This is a genomic window from Pseudoalteromonas sp. SG44-1, assembly GCF_014164315.1.
Classification (GTDB): Bacteria; Pseudomonadota; Gammaproteobacteria; order Enterobacterales; family Alteromonadaceae; genus Pseudoalteromonas; species Pseudoalteromonas rhizosphaerae.
In genome coordinates, this window is record NZ_JACJEW010000075.1 from 1 (window position 1) to 18,454 (window position 18,454).

15 protein-coding genes and 2 pseudogenes are annotated in these 18,454 nt (G+C 39.8%); 9 read left to right on the forward strand and 8 right to left on the reverse strand.

Features of this window, described 5'->3' with window-relative positions:
* The first annotated feature begins 1,021 nt into the window (after nucleotides 1–1,021).
* Entirely contained in the window at nucleotides 1,022–1,549 is a 528-nt protein-coding gene (gene gloA, locus H5187_RS20955) for a lactoylglutathione lyase (RefSeq protein WP_076918687.1), read from the forward strand.
* A gap of 71 nt (nucleotides 1,550–1,620) precedes the next feature.
* Here gloA and htpX read toward each other — a convergent pair whose 3' ends face one another.
* The 5 genes from htpX to bioB form a co-directional block, all read right to left on the reverse strand.
* Nucleotides 1,621–2,484 carry a protease HtpX gene (htpX, locus tag H5187_RS20960; protein WP_064666216.1) on the reverse strand — a complete coding sequence of 288 codons (864 nt, stop codon included), beginning with the start codon at nucleotides 2,482–2,484 and terminating at the stop codon, nucleotides 1,621–1,623.
* 139 nt (nucleotides 2,485–2,623) lie between these two features.
* Complete coding sequence (gene bioD, locus H5187_RS20965; protein ID WP_182762587.1) at nucleotides 2,624–3,307, reverse strand: dethiobiotin synthase; 684 nt, start codon at nucleotides 3,305–3,307, stop codon at nucleotides 2,624–2,626.
* A gap of 18 nt (nucleotides 3,308–3,325) precedes the next feature.
* Nucleotides 3,326–4,144: a methyltransferase domain-containing protein gene (locus H5187_RS20970; RefSeq protein ID WP_182798297.1), complete on the reverse strand. Its 819-nt coding sequence runs from the start codon at nucleotides 4,142–4,144 to the stop codon at nucleotides 3,326–3,328.
* On the reverse strand, nucleotides 4,141–5,295 hold the full coding sequence (locus H5187_RS20975) for an 8-amino-7-oxononanoate synthase (protein WP_182798298.1): 1,155 nt from the start codon (nucleotides 5,293–5,295) through the stop codon (nucleotides 4,141–4,143). Before H5187_RS20975 ends, H5187_RS20970 begins: the two co-directional genes overlap by 4 nt.
* A 55-nt stretch (nucleotides 5,296–5,350) precedes the next feature.
* Complete coding sequence (gene bioB, locus H5187_RS20980; RefSeq protein WP_182798299.1) at nucleotides 5,351–6,391, reverse strand: biotin synthase BioB; 1,041 nt, start codon at nucleotides 6,389–6,391, stop codon at nucleotides 5,351–5,353.
* A gap of 95 nt (nucleotides 6,392–6,486) precedes the next feature.
* Here bioB and bioA point away from each other — a divergent pair, with 95 nt between their 5' ends.
* Complete coding sequence (gene bioA / locus H5187_RS20985; protein WP_182798300.1) at nucleotides 6,487–7,788, forward strand: adenosylmethionine--8-amino-7-oxononanoate transaminase; 1,302 nt, start codon at nucleotides 6,487–6,489, stop codon at nucleotides 7,786–7,788.
* A 246-nt stretch (nucleotides 7,789–8,034) separates the two neighbouring features.
* Here bioA and tnpA read toward each other — a convergent pair.
* A pseudogene (gene tnpA / locus H5187_RS24740) lies at nucleotides 8,035–8,330 on the reverse strand (IS200/IS605 family transposase); the annotation flags it as partial.
* Nucleotides 8,331–8,737: 407 nt separating this feature from the next.
* Here tnpA and H5187_RS25060 point away from each other — a divergent pair.
* Genes H5187_RS25060 through H5187_RS21005 form a run of 3 tightly spaced genes read left to right on the forward strand, consistent with a single transcriptional unit; the run spans nucleotide 8,738 to nucleotide 11,373 of the window.
* The gene (locus tag H5187_RS25060; protein WP_182798301.1) at nucleotides 8,738–9,928 is read left to right on the forward strand and encodes a HAMP domain-containing sensor histidine kinase; all 1,191 of its coding nucleotides are present in this window, start codon (nucleotides 8,738–8,740) and stop codon (nucleotides 9,926–9,928) included.
* Nucleotides 9,903–10,268: a response regulator gene (locus H5187_RS21000; protein ID WP_149982449.1), complete on the forward strand. Its 366-nt coding sequence runs from the start codon at nucleotides 9,903–9,905 to the stop codon at nucleotides 10,266–10,268. The genes H5187_RS25060 and H5187_RS21000 overlap by 26 nt, the downstream gene beginning before the upstream one ends.
* Before the next feature lie 40 nt (nucleotides 10,269–10,308).
* A complete protein-coding gene (locus H5187_RS21005; RefSeq protein WP_182798302.1) occupies nucleotides 10,309–11,373 on the forward strand; it encodes an HD domain-containing phosphohydrolase in 1,065 nt (354 codons plus the stop codon).
* 218 nt (nucleotides 11,374–11,591) lie between these two features.
* Here H5187_RS21005 and H5187_RS21010 read toward each other — a convergent pair whose 3' ends face one another.
* Nucleotides 11,592–12,026 carry an AAA family ATPase gene (locus H5187_RS21010; RefSeq protein WP_145233300.1) on the reverse strand — a complete coding sequence of 145 codons (435 nt, stop codon included), beginning with the start codon at nucleotides 12,024–12,026 and terminating at the stop codon, nucleotides 11,592–11,594.
* 287 nt (nucleotides 12,027–12,313) lie between these two features.
* Between H5187_RS21010 and asnS the strand changes: the two genes are divergently transcribed.
* The 4 genes from asnS to H5187_RS21030 all read left to right on the forward strand — a co-directional run bounded on the left by asnS (nucleotide 12,314) and on the right by H5187_RS21030 (nucleotide 17,986).
* The gene (asnS, locus tag H5187_RS21015) at nucleotides 12,314–13,711 is read left to right on the forward strand and encodes an asparagine--tRNA ligase (RefSeq protein WP_182718872.1); all 1,398 of its coding nucleotides are present in this window, start codon (nucleotides 12,314–12,316) and stop codon (nucleotides 13,709–13,711) included.
* Nucleotides 13,712–13,880: 169 nt separating this feature from the next.
* The gene (locus H5187_RS21020) at nucleotides 13,881–15,422 is read left to right on the forward strand and encodes a methyl-accepting chemotaxis protein (RefSeq protein ID WP_182718873.1); all 1,542 of its coding nucleotides are present in this window, start codon (nucleotides 13,881–13,883) and stop codon (nucleotides 15,420–15,422) included.
* Nucleotides 15,423–15,778: 356 nt separating this feature from the next.
* Nucleotides 15,779–16,597 carry a HEPN domain-containing protein gene (locus H5187_RS21025; RefSeq protein WP_182718874.1) on the forward strand — a complete coding sequence of 273 codons (819 nt, stop codon included), beginning with the start codon at nucleotides 15,779–15,781 and terminating at the stop codon, nucleotides 16,595–16,597.
* 663 nt (nucleotides 16,598–17,260) lie between these two features.
* Entirely contained in the window at nucleotides 17,261–17,986 is a 726-nt protein-coding gene (locus H5187_RS21030; protein WP_182740119.1) for a hypothetical protein, read from the forward strand.
* A gap of 99 nt (nucleotides 17,987–18,085) precedes the next feature.
* On the opposite strand, the pseudogene H5187_RS24755 reads toward H5187_RS21030, so the two are convergent.
* Nucleotides 18,086–18,378 (reverse strand): annotated as a pseudogene (locus H5187_RS24755) (hypothetical protein); the annotation flags it as partial.
* Nucleotides 18,379–18,454: the final 76 nt, after the last annotated feature.

Here is an 18,454-nt window from a genome sequence, read left to right on the forward strand (position 1 = left end):
ATTTACCGTGGGTGAATAATATCTATTAGATCACAGCGGACAGGTAGATTCAAGGTTAGAAAACAATCAAGCCGAATATGTAAAATCAGTTCCTAGAAAGAGTAATTCTACAGCCTCAACGCCCAATTAAGTGGTGAACAACGCACTGGCCAAGCCACTGCATTGCACCGTAAACACTTTAATCAACGCATAGTAAAACTGCCATGCGTTGAGAATCCACTTGAATTGTTTGTTATGTGAATTTTACCGTGAATTCAAAGTAAATCACCGTAGAAATGAAGATATTTGAATAAGTTACGTGCAAAAACGATGCTTACCAAAACCTAAATTTCACAGCGATCTGAGCCAAAGAGAACCACTTGCAGAATCAACAACAAAGAAAGCGCCCTTTCAGCCACAACAAAATCTTTTGCTTCACCAGATTTTCAGAGCTGAATGTCAGCAAATAAATCAGTCAAAAATGCATTTCAATTGAAGCGATTTGAAACCGACGAAACTCAACACAAACCAGATCCAAAACGCAATTGAGGCAACCCAAGAACCTTGAAAACGATCAATCTCAGGTTGTTCAAGAATCCATTTCGACCAAGCCAACTTGCCGAAAACACCGAGCGAATTTTCAATGAAATCGTAGCTTTGACCTTAAAAACCCATCAAACACATAACAGCTTATTGAACACCACTTTGGTGGGTTATCACACCCCAAAAAGGCGTATATTACATTGTTCAATAATTCCACTAAACAACTTCAATGTAAACAAGTAATTACGTAGGCTATAAAACACTCGCTGTTAAAATACACCAAAACGACTTTTAATAATGTTATGGGACAAAACCCCAGAACTGTATAAATAAACAGTATCGCTAAATATTCTATTTTCCGCTTACAAAGCACCCAACTAACTGGTTGGTAATTTAGCAAGGTGGTTTTAATTTTTGCTGCTGTTTATTATGATGAGCGTACACCCTGCCTTTTTAAATCCATTAAGGTTTTTTCAATCATTTTATTAAGGATTATTTCATGTCTAGCTATAACGAATCTCCAGAGCAAATTGCACAAGCCACTGAGGGCTATGTGATGCAGCAAACTATGTTGCGTATTAAAGATCCAAAACCGTCGCTGGCATTTTATGAAAACGTATTGGGCATGAAGTTGTTAGGTAAGTACGACTTTCCTGGTATGGAGTTTACCTTGTACTTTTTAGGCTATGAGCAAGATATGCCTAAAGGCGATGATAAAGAAAAAACCCAGTGGGTGTTTCGCCGCCCTGCACTGATTGAGCTTACCCATAACTGGGGTACTGAAAACGACGACAGCTTTAGCGGTTATCACAGTGGTAATGAAGAACCAAAAGGCTTTGGCCATATTGGTATTAGCGTGCCAGATGTATATGCAGCGTGCGAACGCTTTGCTAAATACGATGTGGAGTTTGTAAAACAGCCAGACGGTGGCTCAATGAAAGGCCTTGCCTTTATTAAAGACCCTGATGGTTACTGGATTGAAATACTCTCGCCAGAGGGCATTACAGATATTATTCAATCGCAATAAAAACCATTAAGCATAAAAAAGCCTGCAAATGCAGGCTTTTTGTTACAAGTACTGTGAAAAACTTGATTTTTTTAACGACGTAGTGCGTCAATACGTGCATCCAGCGGTGGGTGAGATGAAAACAACTCAGCCATGCCTTTACCACTGGCAATACCAAAGGCCATCATTGAGCCTTCTAATTGCGATGGGTGGTTTTGCTTTAATCGCTCAAGGGCTGAACGCATTTTGTCTGCGCCAACCAACTGAGCTGCGCCGTTATCGGCTGCAAATTCACGTTTACGGCTGTAATGGGCAACCACTATGCTCGCCAATACACCAAATAATACTTGGAATAACATATCGAATAAGAAGTAAGTCCAGCTACTGCCGCCCTCTTCTTCATCGCTATTGATAAAGTTGTCAACAATGCCAGCCAGCACTTTCGCGGCAAAAATAACAAAGGTATTAACCACACCTTGAATAAGCGTGAGCGTTACCATGTCGCCATTAGCCACATGCGATACTTCGTGCGCCAATACGGCTTCGGCTTGATCTTGGCTCATGTTATGTAATAAACCCGTACTTACCGCCACCAGCGAATTATTTTTACTCGGGCCCGTTGCAAACGCGTTCATTTCTGGGCTGTCGTAAATAGCCACTTCTGGCATGTTAATACCGGCTTTTTTAGCTTGAGCAGCCACAGTGTTTACCAGCCATTGTTCGGTTTCGGTACGAGGTTGGGTGATCACTTGCGCACCGGTTGATTTTTTGGCGATCCATTTCGACATAAATAACGAAATAAACGATCCACCAAAACCAAATACAGTCGCAATTAGTAAAATTCCGCCAAGGCTACGATGGCTTAAGCCCAGCGCACTCATTATTATTGAAAGCACCACACCTAATACCAACATAACCGCGAGGTTAGTTAATAAAAACAAAAATACACGTTTCATACGAGTTCTCCAAAAATAACATTTATTGCTGAGCGATTTACTATGTTTGATCGGCTTTGAGCAATCACTGCGTTATGACACACTATGTCATAACGTCAGCGCTATTCTGTGACAAACTATGTCACAACACAAGGGTTATTTATGGATTTATCGATAATTTTTCAAGCAGAGTTTTATAAATTTGTAATTTAGGGGTTTGCTCTGTGTATGGGCTAATGGCAAGCAGTGGAAATGGTAAACGTGTTTTAAGTGAATCTAGGTTTGCTTGGTATTCATCCATAGTGGCATCAACTTGGTTTGCAATCCACCCTACACAATTAATCCCTAAGCTTTGCATGTGTGCAGCAGTGAGTAATGCATGATTTATACAGCCTAGTTTCATCCCGACCACTAATATTACTGGCAGTTGCTCTGCTTTTACCCAGTCGTATAAATACTCGTTATTATTAATAGGTAAAGCCCAGCCGCCCGCGCCTTCTGTTAACAGGTAATCGGCGCCTTGTTGCTTAACATGTTGATAAGCCGTGCTGAGCTTCTCTACTGTTATGTTTATACCCGCTTGCTCTGCAGCTATATGGGGAGCTATTGGCGGCGCAAATGCAAATGGGTTAATTATGTCGTATTTAGCGCTGACTGTGGCGCTTTCCATTAGCATTAGCGCATCGGCGTTTACGAGCTGCTCAAATGCCATTTCACACCCAGAGGCAATCGGCTTAAAACCTATTGCTCGCTTTTTATGTTGTGCGAGTAACTTTAACAGCAAACTGGTTACATGAGTTTTACCGGCGTCGGTATCGGTACCGGTAATAAAAAACTGGTTCATGGCATGGCCTTATTATTTTTACTGGGCTTTTTCTAATGATAACAATACTACATGGTAAGATACATTGGCTTTATTGTTTATAAGCGGATAGGCATCACATACTTTTTGCAGCGCTGATTTGGTTAATAAACCACGACGACTTGTTGAATGATTTTGTGCTGTGGCACCAATGGCTTTAATCGATTTTATAGCCGCTAATGCACTGCTGTGCTTATCGGTATAGATGACTTTTTTTGATGCGTTGATCTTAAACCCGGCCTTTTCGACCGATTGGTTTATATTATTATGGCTTGCAAACTGATTAATATGATTATGTGAATCAAGCACTGCAAAGGCGGTTTTGATCTCGTTTAATGACCCTGCAACAACCGTACTAATATAAGCTTGCCCGCCTGGTTTTAATACTTGGTAAAGCGAGTGCATTAAGGTTTCAAAATTAGCAGACCACTGCAGCGCAAAATTACTAAATAGCACATCAATACTGTTAGCTTGCAGCGGTAAGTTATCCATATCGGCGCACAGTTTAGGGGTGTTTAAGGCACTGCTTTTTAGCATGTTAAAACTTAAATCTATGGCAACAACTTGGCCAAATAATGCCTTTAAAGGCTGAGTATTAACAAGCGGCCCTGCGCCTAGGTCAACACAGAGCTTTTTAGGGTTTGCTGTAATGAGTTTAAATAAATCATTCGCCGCTTGTTTTTGCACATTAGCATGATGGCTATAACTGTTTGCTGCTTTTGAAAAGTTATGCGCTGTGGTTTTTTTTAAAACCTCAGCAGCTATACACACAGTTGTAGGGCTAAGTGGCTTAGTTTTAATTGCCTGCGGGCTTATCATGAAATGACCTTTTGTAAACTACCAACGAGTTGTTTTATATCCTCATGGGTGTGGGCTGCACTTAAGGTAATACGCAAACGCGAGGTATTGTGTAAAACAGTTGGCGGGCGAATAGCCGTTAACCAAATGCCCTGCTGCTTTAGTTGCTCACTGGCTTTTAACGTTTGCTCGGCGCAGCCTAAAACAATTGGTTGAATCGCGGTGTTAGAGTCCATTAGCGCAATGTTCTGCTCTTTTGCTAGGCGTTTAAACAGCGCAATATTAGCGTTTAATTTAGCTCGCTTGCCGTTAGCGTCTTTTATGCTTTTAATACGCGCCAAAGTATGAGCGGCAATAAACGGTGACATAGCGGTTGAGTAGGTATAATCACGATTAAACTGCAGCATGTAATCTATAAAATGCCGCGAACCTAATACGCACGCCCCGCTACTAGCAACCGCTTTACCAAAGGTGATCACTAAAATATCGGGCAAGGTGTCGGCTGCAATTAAGGCTTCACAACTGCCAAGCCCCGATTTTCCTAAAACACCAAAACCATGGGCATCGTCTATCATTAACCAGGCGTTATGCTGCTTTGCTAAGGTAAATAGCGCTTTAATTGGCGCGGTATCACCATCCATGGAGAACACACCTTCAGACACTATGAGCTTATTGCGCGCTTTTGATTTTTCTAGCCGTGAGCGTAAATGGTTTATATCGTTATGGTTAAAGCGTATTAACGCTGCGTTGGCGTGTAATGCGCCATCAATTAAACTGGCGTGATTGAGTTTATCTTGAAAAATAGCACTGTGTTGCGCTGTCGCTTTATCTTGAAACAAGGCTTTAATAACACTGCTATTTGCGCTAAAGCCCGAATTAAACAACATGCCAGCCTCATAACCCAAAGCACTACATAAAGCTTGCTCAAGCGCTTGCTGTGGTTGTTGATAACCCGTCACTAATGCTGAACTGTGGCTACCGAGTAATGGCGCACTGGTTAATTCCACCGGCGAATCGCCAAACCCTAAATAATCGTTACTCGCAAAGTTAAGGTAGGTTTTATCATTAACCGTAATTGTGCGCGCTGTTGCGCTTTGTACTACATAGCGTTTACGCAAGAGCTGCTGTGCTTTGCGTTCATCTAAATGGGTGTTTATAAATTCAAATGACATAAATGCTTTAACCTTCAACGCAATACTTTAAACCATTACCATAGTACTGAGCACTTTACGCTTCGTAAAACAATTCTGCGGTTGCTTTATCGGCCACTTGCGATGACAAAGACGCAGCAACGGCTTCATCTGAATAATCGTGGCGTGTTTCTGGGTTCATCCCGAGCTTTTTAATTAATTGCATGTCGGCATCGGCTTCTGGGTTTTCGGTAGTAAGAAGTTTATCACCATAAAATATAGAGTTTGCTCCGGCAAAAAAGCACATTGACTGCATTTGTTCATTCATCGCATTACGTCCTGCTGATAAACGTACATAACTGTGTGGCATCATAATACGTGCTGTGGCAATGGTACGAATAAACTCAAACTGATCTAAGTCGTCGACGTTTTCGAGCGGTGTCCCTTTTACCTTTACTAGCATATTAATTGGCACGCTTTCGGGCTGCTGGGGTAAATTAGCTAACTGCATTAATAAGCCATAGCGGTCGCTTGCTTGCTCACCCATACCGACAATACCGCCGGAGCAGACTTTCATACCAGCGTCTCGCACATTACCAATGGTGTCTAAACGATCTTGGAATGTCCGAGTTGATATAATTTGCTCATAGTATTCAGGTGAGGTGTCTAGGTTGTGGTTATAGTAATCAAGGCCAGCATCACGCAGTTCATGGGCTTTTTCGTTATTTAACATGCCTAAAGTCATACAGGTTTCAAGGCCAAGGGCTTTAACTTCTTTTACCATTTGCGAAATGTATGGCATATCTCTGTCTTTTGGATCTGACCATGCAGCCCCCATACAAAAACGAGTGGCGCCTTTTTGTTTTGCTAACCGCGCTTGCTCTACCACTTTTTCTACTTCTATTAAGCGCTCGCGTTCTAAATCAGTTTTGTAATGACCCGATTGCGGGCAATATTTACAGTCTTCTGGGCATGCACCGGTTTTAATAGATAACAACGTAGAAATTTGTACTTCGTTTGGATTAAAATTAGCGCGATGCACAGAGGCGGCTTTAAATAATAAATCGTTAAATGGCATTTCAAATAAGGCTTTCACCTCACTATGGGTCCAATCGTGGCGAACAGTTGCAAGCTCCATAACTCTCTCTTTTTATTTTTCATAACGGTGATATTGGCTTAGTCTACGACTTGACGTAACATTGTCAACGAAGCCCACTTAGTTAAAGTTTACATATGAACACAAAACAAACGATAGACCTTGATTTTGATCGTCAGCACATTTGGCACCCCTACACATCAATGACTCAACCTATTCCGGTTTACCCCGTTACACATGCAAATCACAACCTTATTCACTTAGAAACGGGCGAACAACTTATTGACGGTATGGCCTCTTGGTGGAGTGCTATTCATGGTTATGGTCATCCAGTATTGAAAAATGCAATGATTGAGCAAGTAGATAAAATGAGCCATGTAATGTTTGGTGGCATAACCCACCAGCCAGCAGTAGAGCTTTGTAAAAAGCTGGTTGCAATAACCCCGAGTAAGTTGCAAAAAGTATTTTTAGCCGACAGCGGCTCGGTAAGTGTTGAAGTGGCGATAAAAATGGCTTTGCAATATTGGCTTAGTCAAGGAGTAACCAGCAAACAAAAACTGATGACGCCGCTAAAGGGTTACCATGGCGATACCTTTGCAGCAATGAGCGTATGTGATCCTATTAATTCAATGCACTCTTTATACCAAGGCTTTTTACCTGAGCATGTATTTGTGCCTGCACCAAAGACTCAGTTTGGACAACAATTCGATAAACAAGAAGCACACCACCTCGCACAGTATTTCGAAGAACATCATCAGCATGTTGCAGCTTTTATCATCGAGCCAATTGTACAAAATGCAGGGGGAATGAACTTCTATCATCCAGAGTATTTAAGAACCGTGCGTGAACTATGCGATCGTTACGGTGTATTATTAATTTGTGATGAAATAGCCACAGGGTTTGGCCGCACAGGTAAGTTATTTGCCGTAGAACATGCTGATATTGAGCCAGATATTTTATGCATAGGTAAAGCACTCACAGGTGGCATGATGACGTTATCTGCCACTTTAACCACAGATAAAATTGCCATTTGTATCAGCGAAGGTGAAGCTGGGGTGTTAATGCATGGCCCAACATTTATGGGCAATCCATTGGCCTGCGCTGTGGCTTGTGCGAGTATTGATTTATTACTTGAGCAAGACTGGCAACAACGAATAAGCCAAATATACATTCAACTGCAACAACTTAATGAGTGCAGTGAACTAGATGCTGTTGCCAATGTACGTACCTTAGGCGCAATAGGTGTTGTTGAACTAAACGATGCTGCAGGCAATGTCGATGTTGCTAAAATTCAGGCTTATTTTGTAGAGCAAGGCGTATGGATCCGCCCTTTTGGTAAACTAATTTACCTTATGCCACCGTATATAAGTGACGATACCAGTATAAAAAAACTGTGTGATACCATTTATAATGCCATTAAAGGCAAGTATTACACTTAATAACCGGTCTCAATACAAATTATAGTGCTAGGTATAAGTAACTTACCGATACATTTAGTGTTTTTATCTATTAAGCGAGTTTGTGATTATTGTTATCGTTAATCACAAACTATATGACAATAGCAGCGTAGGATCTTTCCGTTAGGGGGGTCATTGTCATTCCCTCTATCTCGTATGCTAGCCGCTGATATAGCAAACCCAGTTTGATTTACCAAAGCTTAAAAGCGAGTTAACTGTTTATTTAGGCAACTGCTTTTTAACATAAAGGCACTTTTAAAAACCTCTCTTACAGTTAAACTTCTAATAATCGTTACCAACTGTGTAATGCTGTAGGTCAGAACTAATTGAACTAAAAAATGAATATGATCTTCATCCGTCGCAACTGCTAAAATTTGATTTCGTAGCGCTTTTCTATTTCAGCACAAATTTTTGTGATTGCCCTCGCAACTCTCACATCAAGAATCTCTTCTATATTTTGCAGGAAAAACTCAGTGATAAAGTAAAACTGTCACATTGTGGCTTTTGTGTATAAATTCACTCATTACTCAATACTACGCAGCAAGCTGCGGGCAATAATCCAGAGGAAATTTAAACACGTTCCCCGTTAAAGCCTGTCCCATTGCGCTTAAAACGAATACTTTTTTCTTTTAAAGCTCCCACGATGTCCGACGGCTAATAATATATTCGCGTTAAACAATGAACTTCTTGCTATTAATGAATTGTTGCTGTTTACTAAACGTATATTAATATTGAGATAGTCCCACTCTGATATCGCTTATCCAGTTACGCTTTTTATATTAGTTAGTACAACATAGTACAAATTAAAACACATTATTAATGTATTGTTTTGGTGCATTTAGCATAAAAAACTATATACACAGCGTTGCTGAACCTAAATTTTAAAGTTTATGAAATAGTTCCGCCCTTAATGGTACAAAGGATCTAGATAGTGAATAAAATAAGTACCAAGAAAGAACTATTAGAATACTCCGAAAGTATTGTAAATACGGTTCGAGAACCACTGATTGTTTTAGACCAGCACTTAAGAGTAGTAACAGCGAGCCGCTCATTTTATGAGTTTTTTCGCGAAAATCACAAAGATACAGTTGGGAAGCTGATATACAACCTTGGTAATAATCAATGGAACATTCCCAAACTACGTGAATTATTAGAAACTATATTACCTCAAAAAACGAGCTTTGATGATTACAAAGTTGAGCATAACTTTAAAACAATTGGCTGGCGCACAATGTTGCTCAACGCAAGGCAAATTAAACGTACTCAATCAGAAGATCGTATAATTTTATTGTCTATCGAAGACATTACCGAACGTAATGCCATTCAAGAAGGGCTAGTAAAAGCGAACAAAGAGCTGGAAGTGCTAACTAATGACTTAGAAAGTGCTGCTCGAGTTAAGTCAGAGTTTCTAGCAAATATGTCGCATGAACTAAGAACCCCACTTAATTCTATTAATGGTTTTTCTGAAGTGCTCTACGATGAAACTTTTGGCACTTTAAACGACAAACAAAAACAGTATGTTAAAAATGTATTGGTGAGCGGCAAACATTTACTGTTACTTATTAACGAAATACTGGATATGGCAAAGATTGAAGCAGGCAAAATGAGTCTAACAATCTCTTATTTGCCGATACGTCAAGTATTGCACGAGATTACAGGGCTTACAGCTGATACAGCTAATCAGAAAAAATTGAATATGTGTCTTGATATTGCTGATGACTTGCCACCAATTGAAGCTGACTCTCTTAAGGTTAAACAGATACTTTATAATTTGCTTTCAAATGCAGTGAAATTCACACCAGATGAGGGGCAAATTGGTGTCAAAACACGACATACTGAGACAGAAATAGAAATAATAATTTGGGATACGGGTTTAGGTATTGCTGCTGAAAATATGGAAAAAATATTTGAAGGCTTTTTCCGTATAGAAACCCCCTATTCTAGATTAACCGAAGGTACAGGGCTTGGACTCCCTATTGCAAAAAGTCTAGTTAAGTTGCATGGAGGCGAGTTTGTTATTGAATCTGAAGGTGTTAATAAAGGCACATCAGTTCGTATCACTTTGCCAATTAAACAAAAGTCTGTGGCCAAGCATAATGAAAACCAAAATAGTTGTAGTTGATGATAATGCGAATAATCTATTGCTAGAGGAAGATCTCTTACTCATGGCAAATTTTGAAGTATTTACTGCTATGAACGCAACAGATGCGCTTTTGATTATAAAGCGTGAGACTCCAAAAATTATTATATTAGATGTCCAACTCCCAGATATATCTGGAGCAGAAGTTGCAAAAATTTTGCGTCATGAAAAAGAAACTGCAGATATTCCTATTGTTTTTGTTACGGCTTCTGTTTTACCCGCTGATATAGACCAACTACTGTGCATACCTAACTGTGGGTATATTTCTAAGCCTATTGATACACGTACGTTCGCTCAACAAATAAGTTTATATATAAAATAATGACTATAATTATTTAAACCTTGATACACAGGAAAAGCTAATGAAAGATAGCACTTTAATTTTGGTTGTAGATGACAACCTTCAAAATATTGAACTTATGCAAGCTTATCTTGAACCCAAGGGATATAAAACAGTAACAGCGACTGGTGGGCAAGAAGCATTAAATATTTTAGCACAACAACCCGTCGATCTTATTTTACTTGATATAATGATGCCTGATATGAACGGCTTTGAAGTAACGCGCAGAGTTAGAGAAGACGCTCTATTAAAGCTATTACCTATCATCCTTATTACTGCCTTAAGAGAGACAAAAGAGCGAGTTAAAGGGATTGATGCTGGTTGTGATGATTTTATTACAAAACCTGTAGATAAAAACGAGCTATTATCGCGTGTTAAGTCCCTTCTTAAGATTAAAGACTATAACGATTTAAGAACAAATTATCAGAAACAATTAGAAGCAGAAGTTGCTCAAAGAACTGAATCACTAAAGCTAGCAATGCAAAGTATTAAAGCCGCATCACTAGAAACAATTAATAGACTAACCAAAGCTGCTGAATACAAAGATGAAGAAACGGGTGCACACATTCAACGCATGAGCTTATATTCCGAAGCCGTTGCACGCAGTGTTGGATTAGATGAGGTAACAGTTGAAAATATTTTATTTTCAGCGTCAATGCACGATCTCGGAAAGATTTCTACACCTGACCATATTTTGCTAAAAGCAGGACAACTAGATGCTGCAGAATGGGAAATAATGAAACAGCATACCGTTGTAGGCGCCAGTATACTTTCGGGTTCTGATTCTGAAGTTATTAAGTTAGGCGAAGTTATTGCCCGCTCACACCATGAAAAATGGGACGGATCTGGTTATCCTGATGGCTTAAAAGGTAGTGAAATTCCAATTGCAGCACGCGTAGTTGCTATTGCTGATGTATTTGATGCCCTGTCGTCAAAGCGTCCTTATAAAAAATCATTTTCTGAAGAAAAAACATTTGCCATTATTGCAGAAGGCAGTGGGAATCACTTTGACCCCAAAGTAGTAGATGCTTTTTTTGCAGTTAAAGAAGAGATTTTAGCGATTAAACAAAAGTATGCTGAAAAGTAACACGCCCATAATCAATTAGATGAAACGCCATTAACGGACCTAGTACCAATAATCCTTCACCAATGGAAGGCTTTCCTCAAGTAGGTTTTTTAAGAGTTTTATCACTTCTGCCAATATTGAATGGGATAGCAGCAATGATAAAATCACTACTCACTTAGATGTGAATACACAATGCGATATAAAGGCATTAGCTAAACTCTAGTTGATACTTAAAATACCTACCACTCAAACATATAAGCCATTTTGCTGATCATTTTCAGTGGAATGTTATGGCTATTACGTTTGGCGTACAGGTGTTGCATTGATTTGTCTTTTACTTCACCCACAATCACTTCTTTAACTTGGTAGCCTAGTGCAACAGCGGCTTGGCTATAAGCAATAAATTCCCATTTCTTGATGTTAGTATTATCAACAATAATAAGTGGGATTTCTTGCGCTAACGCATTTATAAAACGAGCTAAATTTAAATTGTGGTATTGCGACAGTTTGAACTTATCAAACTGATACTCCCCTTGCTCATTATAAAAATAATCATCGGTCGAACAAATTAAGTATTGGCTTTGATCGCCCGCTACCATTTCATCGGCTAGGTTTTGCGCATAATAAGACTTACCACACCCTGGTAAACCACGTAAAATAAAGACTTGTTTCATAATACCTATATGTTTAGCAAGTTAGTTTAAATATCGTAATTGCATATAATGCCACAAAACCCGTTTTTATCGCAGTGAAAATCGCCTTTAAATTTTGATCTAAGTTGTTTCTTATCACAAAAAATTAAAGTTCTAGGTTTTAAACGACAAAAAACCACAAAAATGCAAAAGAATAAGCAAAGAGTTACTTTTGAATGTTTTTTTATTTTACATTCAAAGGTAAGATACACCGTTCAAGTGCAATAGCGCACATATTAATGTAGGCAACTTATATCATTGGAGTGAAGATGAGCCACTTAGCGATTTCAGAGCTATTAAAAGGCAAGGTTGCGGTAGACAGCCAAGTAACAATTAAAGGCTGGATCCGTACACGCCGCGATTCAAAAGCAGGAATTTCATTTTTAGCCGTTCATGACGGTTCGTGTTTTGATCCTATTCAAGCGGTAGTACCTAATTCACTAAATAATTATGATGAAGTTACTAGCCTAACAGCCGGTTGCTCTGTGTCAGTTACTGGTGTTTTAGTACAATCAGCAGGCCAAGGTCAATCTTTCGAAATTCAAGCAAATAGCGTACAGGTACTTGGTTGGGTAGAAAACCCAGACTCATACCCAATGTCGGCAAAACGCCACAGCATTGAGTATTTACGTGAGCACGCTCACCTTCGCCCACGTACCAATATGATTGGTGCGGTAACACGTGTACGTAACTGTTTAGCGCAAGCTATTCACCGTTTCTACCATGAGCAAGGTTATTACTGGATCAGCACCCCTATCATCACCGCAAGTGACTGTGAAGGTGCAGGCGAAATGTTCCGCGTATCAACGCTTGATATGCAAAACTTGCCACGTACAGATAAAGGCGATGTTGATTACAGCGAAGACTTCTTCGGTAAAGAAGCATTCCTTACTGTATCAGGTCAGTTAAATGGTGAGACTTACGCCTCAGCGATGTCAAAAATTTATACTTTTGGCCCGACTTTCCGTGCAGAGAATTCAAATACTTCTCGCCACTTGGCAGAGTTTTGGATGGTCGAGCCAGAAGTTGCGTTTGCTGATTTAGAAGATATCGCCAAACTTGCTGAAAACATGCTTAAGTATGTGTTCAAAGCGGTGCTTGAAGAACGTCGTGATGATATGGAGTTTTTTGCTCAACGTGTTGAGAAAACAGCTATCACGCGCCTAGAAGAATTTGTTGAGAAAGATTTTGCACAAGTTGATTACACTGATGCAGTAGAAATTCTTAAAAGCTGTGGTAAGAAATTTGAATACGCCGTTGAATGGGGTGTTGACTTACAATCTGAGCACGAGCGTTACTTAGCAGAAGAGCACTTTAAAGCACCAGTGGTTATTAAAAACTACCCACGTGATATTAAAGCATTCTACATGCGCCAAAATGAAGACGGCAAAACCGTTGCTGCAATGGACGTTGTAGCACCAGGTATTGGCGAGATCATTGGTGGTTCACAGCGTGAAGAACGTCTTGATGTACTTGATGCACGTTTAGAAGAAATGGGCTTAAACAAAGAAGACTACAGCTGGTATCGCGACCTACGTAAATACGGTTCAGTACCACACTCTGGTTTTGGCTTAGGTTTCGAACGTTTAGTTGCCTATGTAACTGGTATGGGCAACGTACGTGACGTTATTGCCTTCCCACGTACCAAAGGCAGTGCAACTTACTAAAATGAGTTGATGCTCATTACTGCAATAGATTACTGCAAAAGCCAACCTTAGGGTTGGCTTTTTTGTTTGCTAAGTCAATCAGTCGACTTCCCTATTAGACCTTTTATTAATTGATTTTCTGTGCTTTATATTTAAGACTGAAAATTACAACTCAACAAAGGTCAATGGAATGAATTTAAAATCGCTATGCTATACACTCTTCGCTGTCAGTATTGGTTTTCTATATTACTTCGAGCAACTATCGATAGTCGCGGCGCTAATCATTGCAATTTTTACTGCTCTATTCGCTTTTACAGCCAAGTTAACTGACAAAAAACCAAACCCTGCGTCAGACATTAATAAACAGCCCCAACTCAGCAATGTTGCTCAAAACATCACAGTGGCAACCTCTCAAAATGCAATTGGTGCAGCAGAAGTCGGATTCTATGTAGATAGCCTAACTAAAGAGATTGATGGTTGTTACAGTGAAAGCGAATCGGTTAGCGCTGCAACACAGGCGTTATCCCATAACAGTAGTGAACTCACTAATAGTATCACCATCGTAAATGCAGCAATGTTGCAAACATCTCAGGCATCAACATCAGCAGAGCAACGCTTGCAAATAGCCACACAACAAATTGATTCGTTGTCTAACTCAATTACTAACGTCGCAAGTAAGTTAGATTTATTGTTAAAAAGTGCAACTGATATTCAAAGCATTACCCAAGTTATTCAAACCATTGCTGAGCAAACTAATTTACTGGCATTAAATGCCGCCATAGAAGCAGCACGAGCGGGTGAACAAGGCAGAGGCTTTGCTGTAGTTGCCGATGAAGTACGTAATCTTGCCAATAAAACCAATCAAGCCACTAAACAAATTGCACAGATGCTAACTGAGATCAATACTAATAGCGTGCAAACAAATGATGATATGAAACAGGTTTCTTTACAAAGTGATGAAGTGAAAACCGAACTCGAAAATGTTACCCAAGCATTTTTAACAATAAATCATGATATTACAGACTCATCATCAACCTTAGAAAACATGCAGCAAGCAGTATCTGCTTTTCAACAAGCAACCACACAAATAAATACCTCTGTATCAAGTATCAGCCACTTGCTAGCTGAAATAGCAACCAAAGGTAACTCAATTTCATCACAAGCAGCTATGTTATCGATAGGATCTGAAACCATCTTTAGAGAGCTCAGTAAAGTTGAACACAATGCCTTTTTTAAGCCTATACTCAATGCCGCAACAACGGCAAGCAATGCAATCGCGGTAAAATTTAATGAGTTGCTAGAAACGAAGCAATTAACTGAAAAGCAGTTGTTCTCACAAGAATATCAAGCAATTAAAAATACTAACCCCACAAAATATACAACACCATACGATACTTTAACCGATAAAATTTTACCGCCAATTCAAGAGCCTACCCTTGAAAATGACAAAATTCTTTTTGCTGGTGCCGTAGACAAAAAAGGTTACTTCCCTACCCACAATAAGCGCTACAGCCAGCCATTAACTGGCAATTACCAACAAGATTTAGTGAATAACCGCACTAAACGTATTTTCAACGATGCCACCGGCAGCCGCTGTGGTAGCCACACTGAGAGCTTTTTATTGCAAACCTATAAACGTGATACCGGTGAAATTTTACATGACCTATCAGTACCCATTTATGTAAATGGCAAACACTGGGGCGGTTTTAGAATTGGTTTTAAAAGTAGCTAAAAAGAAGCTGTAAGCCGTCAGCTGTAAGCGATAAGTATTAAAAACAGCGTTAAACGTATCATCGTAGGTTGTGGTTGAGAGCAACGAAACCCAACCTTAAAAATATTAAAGCTGAATAACAGCTTTGAGCAATTACCGGTCATTGAGATTGGCTAAATATAATAGTTAATTGATTGGTCAAACTGCTCTTTGTGTATATATTCATGATAATGAGCGACGCGCGCATATTGCTCTATTAAACTTCAGTTTAAAGCTTTAAAAAACTTAGTGGTAGTAATGCTTTAGGTTATTTGTTAAAACTATATTAAGTAGATAAATGAGCGTTCAGTCGGCAAAAGGCAAGGATTCGGGATTTGATGAATGAGAGAAAATTGAGCTACATATACAGTTTCAAGTGTAAAGACGATCTTGAACACTTCGAAAAGTTGCCAGAAACGATGCAGGCTGATATAGAAAAATACATTGTTAAAGTCATCACCGATTCTTTCGTTAAACCCGCCGATGAGGACTACGTAACTGCTCGATTTTTAGCGCAAAAAGGTATGTATCGTGCGTTCTTCTGGGCTGCGTCTCAAGCGCTCGAAAAATACTTAAAGGCTTTTCTCCTTATGAGGGGAATCGCTGTTAATGAAAAGCGGTTCCGTGGCCATCCCATTGTTGCCCTGCACCAAGAAGCCTGCTCAGTAGATAAGCAACTCTCAAGCGTTAAAACGAAACCTAATGAAGCAGTCAAGATTCATTCAGCTGTTTCTGAGTCAGTTGATATTTTCTCAGTATCAGATTTCATCAGTAATATTGAAGCTTATGGACATCCTGATAATCGTTATAACTCTTTCGGCGTCAATTTTAATTCTGGCTACTTGTTTGCGCTAGACAGCTATGTTTTCGGATTAAGGCAGTTGATTGGTGTGCCTTCGATACAAGAAAGCCTCAGAAAGATGGATCAAAGCCTTATTGAGGCATTTTACGAATACAACCCATGGTTTGAATCGACGAACATAGATTTCGTAGAAATCCCCAATGAAAATTTCATTATAAGTACCTCTATGGCAGTTACGACCTTGGATTTCCTCATTGGGACACATGCTCCACATGGGTCAAGATTCGTGCTTCAATGGCTTGGGAAAAAAATGAAATTACCTACGAAGGTGAGTCAGCATTTGAAGAAAGCTTAATAGGCTAGATGCGAGAAACGCCTAATCGGATAGCCGGAGGCCTCCAGCCCCTACACCACCCACCATGCGCTTTTCAATGGGCGGTTCATCTCCCGTAATGAATATTGATCCAAATATCTCTCAATGACACTAAACCTTGTAAAGTTAAGTAGTTATTGCCTAGCGCAATGTTAATTCCTTTTTTTGAGCTTCGACAAGGGCTTTCGCTTCCAAGCGCCTACTTTTGGTACTGGTGATACCACATGCTATGGCGAGTCGCTCACTAACACCCAATTTCATTAAACTGCGTACTTTGGGGCTATTCCTTTGGAAAGAGCGCCATTGCCGCCAGTAGCACATTATTACCCTACAGCGGCCGTTAGATCACATGACTTCGCTATTTTGTATTAGCTCGTCTTCCGCCTATGCCTCATATGATGTTTTTGTTCATCAGCTCGCACTTACTTTTATAAAGAATGCTAGCGGCTTCCTTCAGACTATCTCTCGCGATTTAGCCCTTGCCATTCGCGAGTGTCTATCGTTTAATAACAGTGTGCTATTTAAACGGTGATCTTCCTACAGAGGACTTTCACCTCATAAGTCAATGCCCATGCCGGGCGTACTGGAACTTAAACAGTTGGTTAGGTTCCGCTTGATGCGGCGATACGTAAATATGGAGTACGTGTGAAACATCTACTATTTTTATCTTTATCACTAATCTTAGCTGGTTGCGGAGTTACAGGTACAGCAAGTAAAACTGAGTTTCCATTGTTAACAAACGCTCCAGTATTTAGTGCTAACGTCAATTCAGTTTCAATCATAACAGATGAAAATACAGCTGATAACGAATCATATGGGGCTTTTAATTGGGGAAGTTTTGATACAGCTGACAAAAATACAATTCAGCAATCAATCTTAAATACTCTAAACCAAAATACTTCAAACGTATTAACAAAAGCTAAAGTGCACGCCAAAATTCACCGTTATTCGCAAGTTATTACAAATGCCAGTTATGCAAGCTTTGTTATTGTTGATTGGTGTTTAGAAGTAAACGGTGAAATTATTCGCGACGAAGTATTTTATGCTGGCCACAGCGATGAACTTAATATATTTACTGGAAAAACGTTAGGCTGGGCAAAAGGTCAAACCCACAAAGCAATTTCAAGCCGTATCATCAACCAGTCTATACAATCTTTATCTGATCCGTCTCTTAAAAGCGCTTACCCCGAAAATAATGTATTTTTAAATGCTAAAGATGCAGTGGCTGCTTTACCCACACAGCTTACTTCGGTTGTTGGTGCAGGTTTCTCAGGTGGTATGTATTATTATGTTGGTCCGACTACTGGTAATACTAACTTCAATCAAAAATCAGTTTACCAAAAGGTTAATTGGCAGCAAGAAATTCAGTAAGCGCAGCTTGCGTATAATCGGGTAGCCGGAGGTATATAACCTCCAGACCCCACACCACCCATCATGAGTTTTTCATTAGCAGGAAGTGCAATGGGCGGTTCATCTCCCGTAATGAATATTGATCCAAATACCTCTCAATGACACTAAACCTTGTGAATCTAAGTCATTGCCTAGCGCAATGTTAATTCCTTTTGTTTTTGGGCTTCTACAAGGTCCTTCGCTTCCAAGCGCCTACTTTTGGTTCTGGTGATACCACAGGCTATGGCGAGCCGTTCGCTGACACCCAGTTTCATTAAACTGCGTACTTTAGTGCGTGCTATTTTTTATAAAGAGCGCCACTGCCGCCAGTAGCACATTCTTATCCTACGGCGGATCCAGTGATCTAAATCCACCGTTAGCTAATTAAAATAAAGGTCAAAATAGACAGTCCAATGGCGCGACGACAGGTTTTTCTTGAAGGAATGGCAA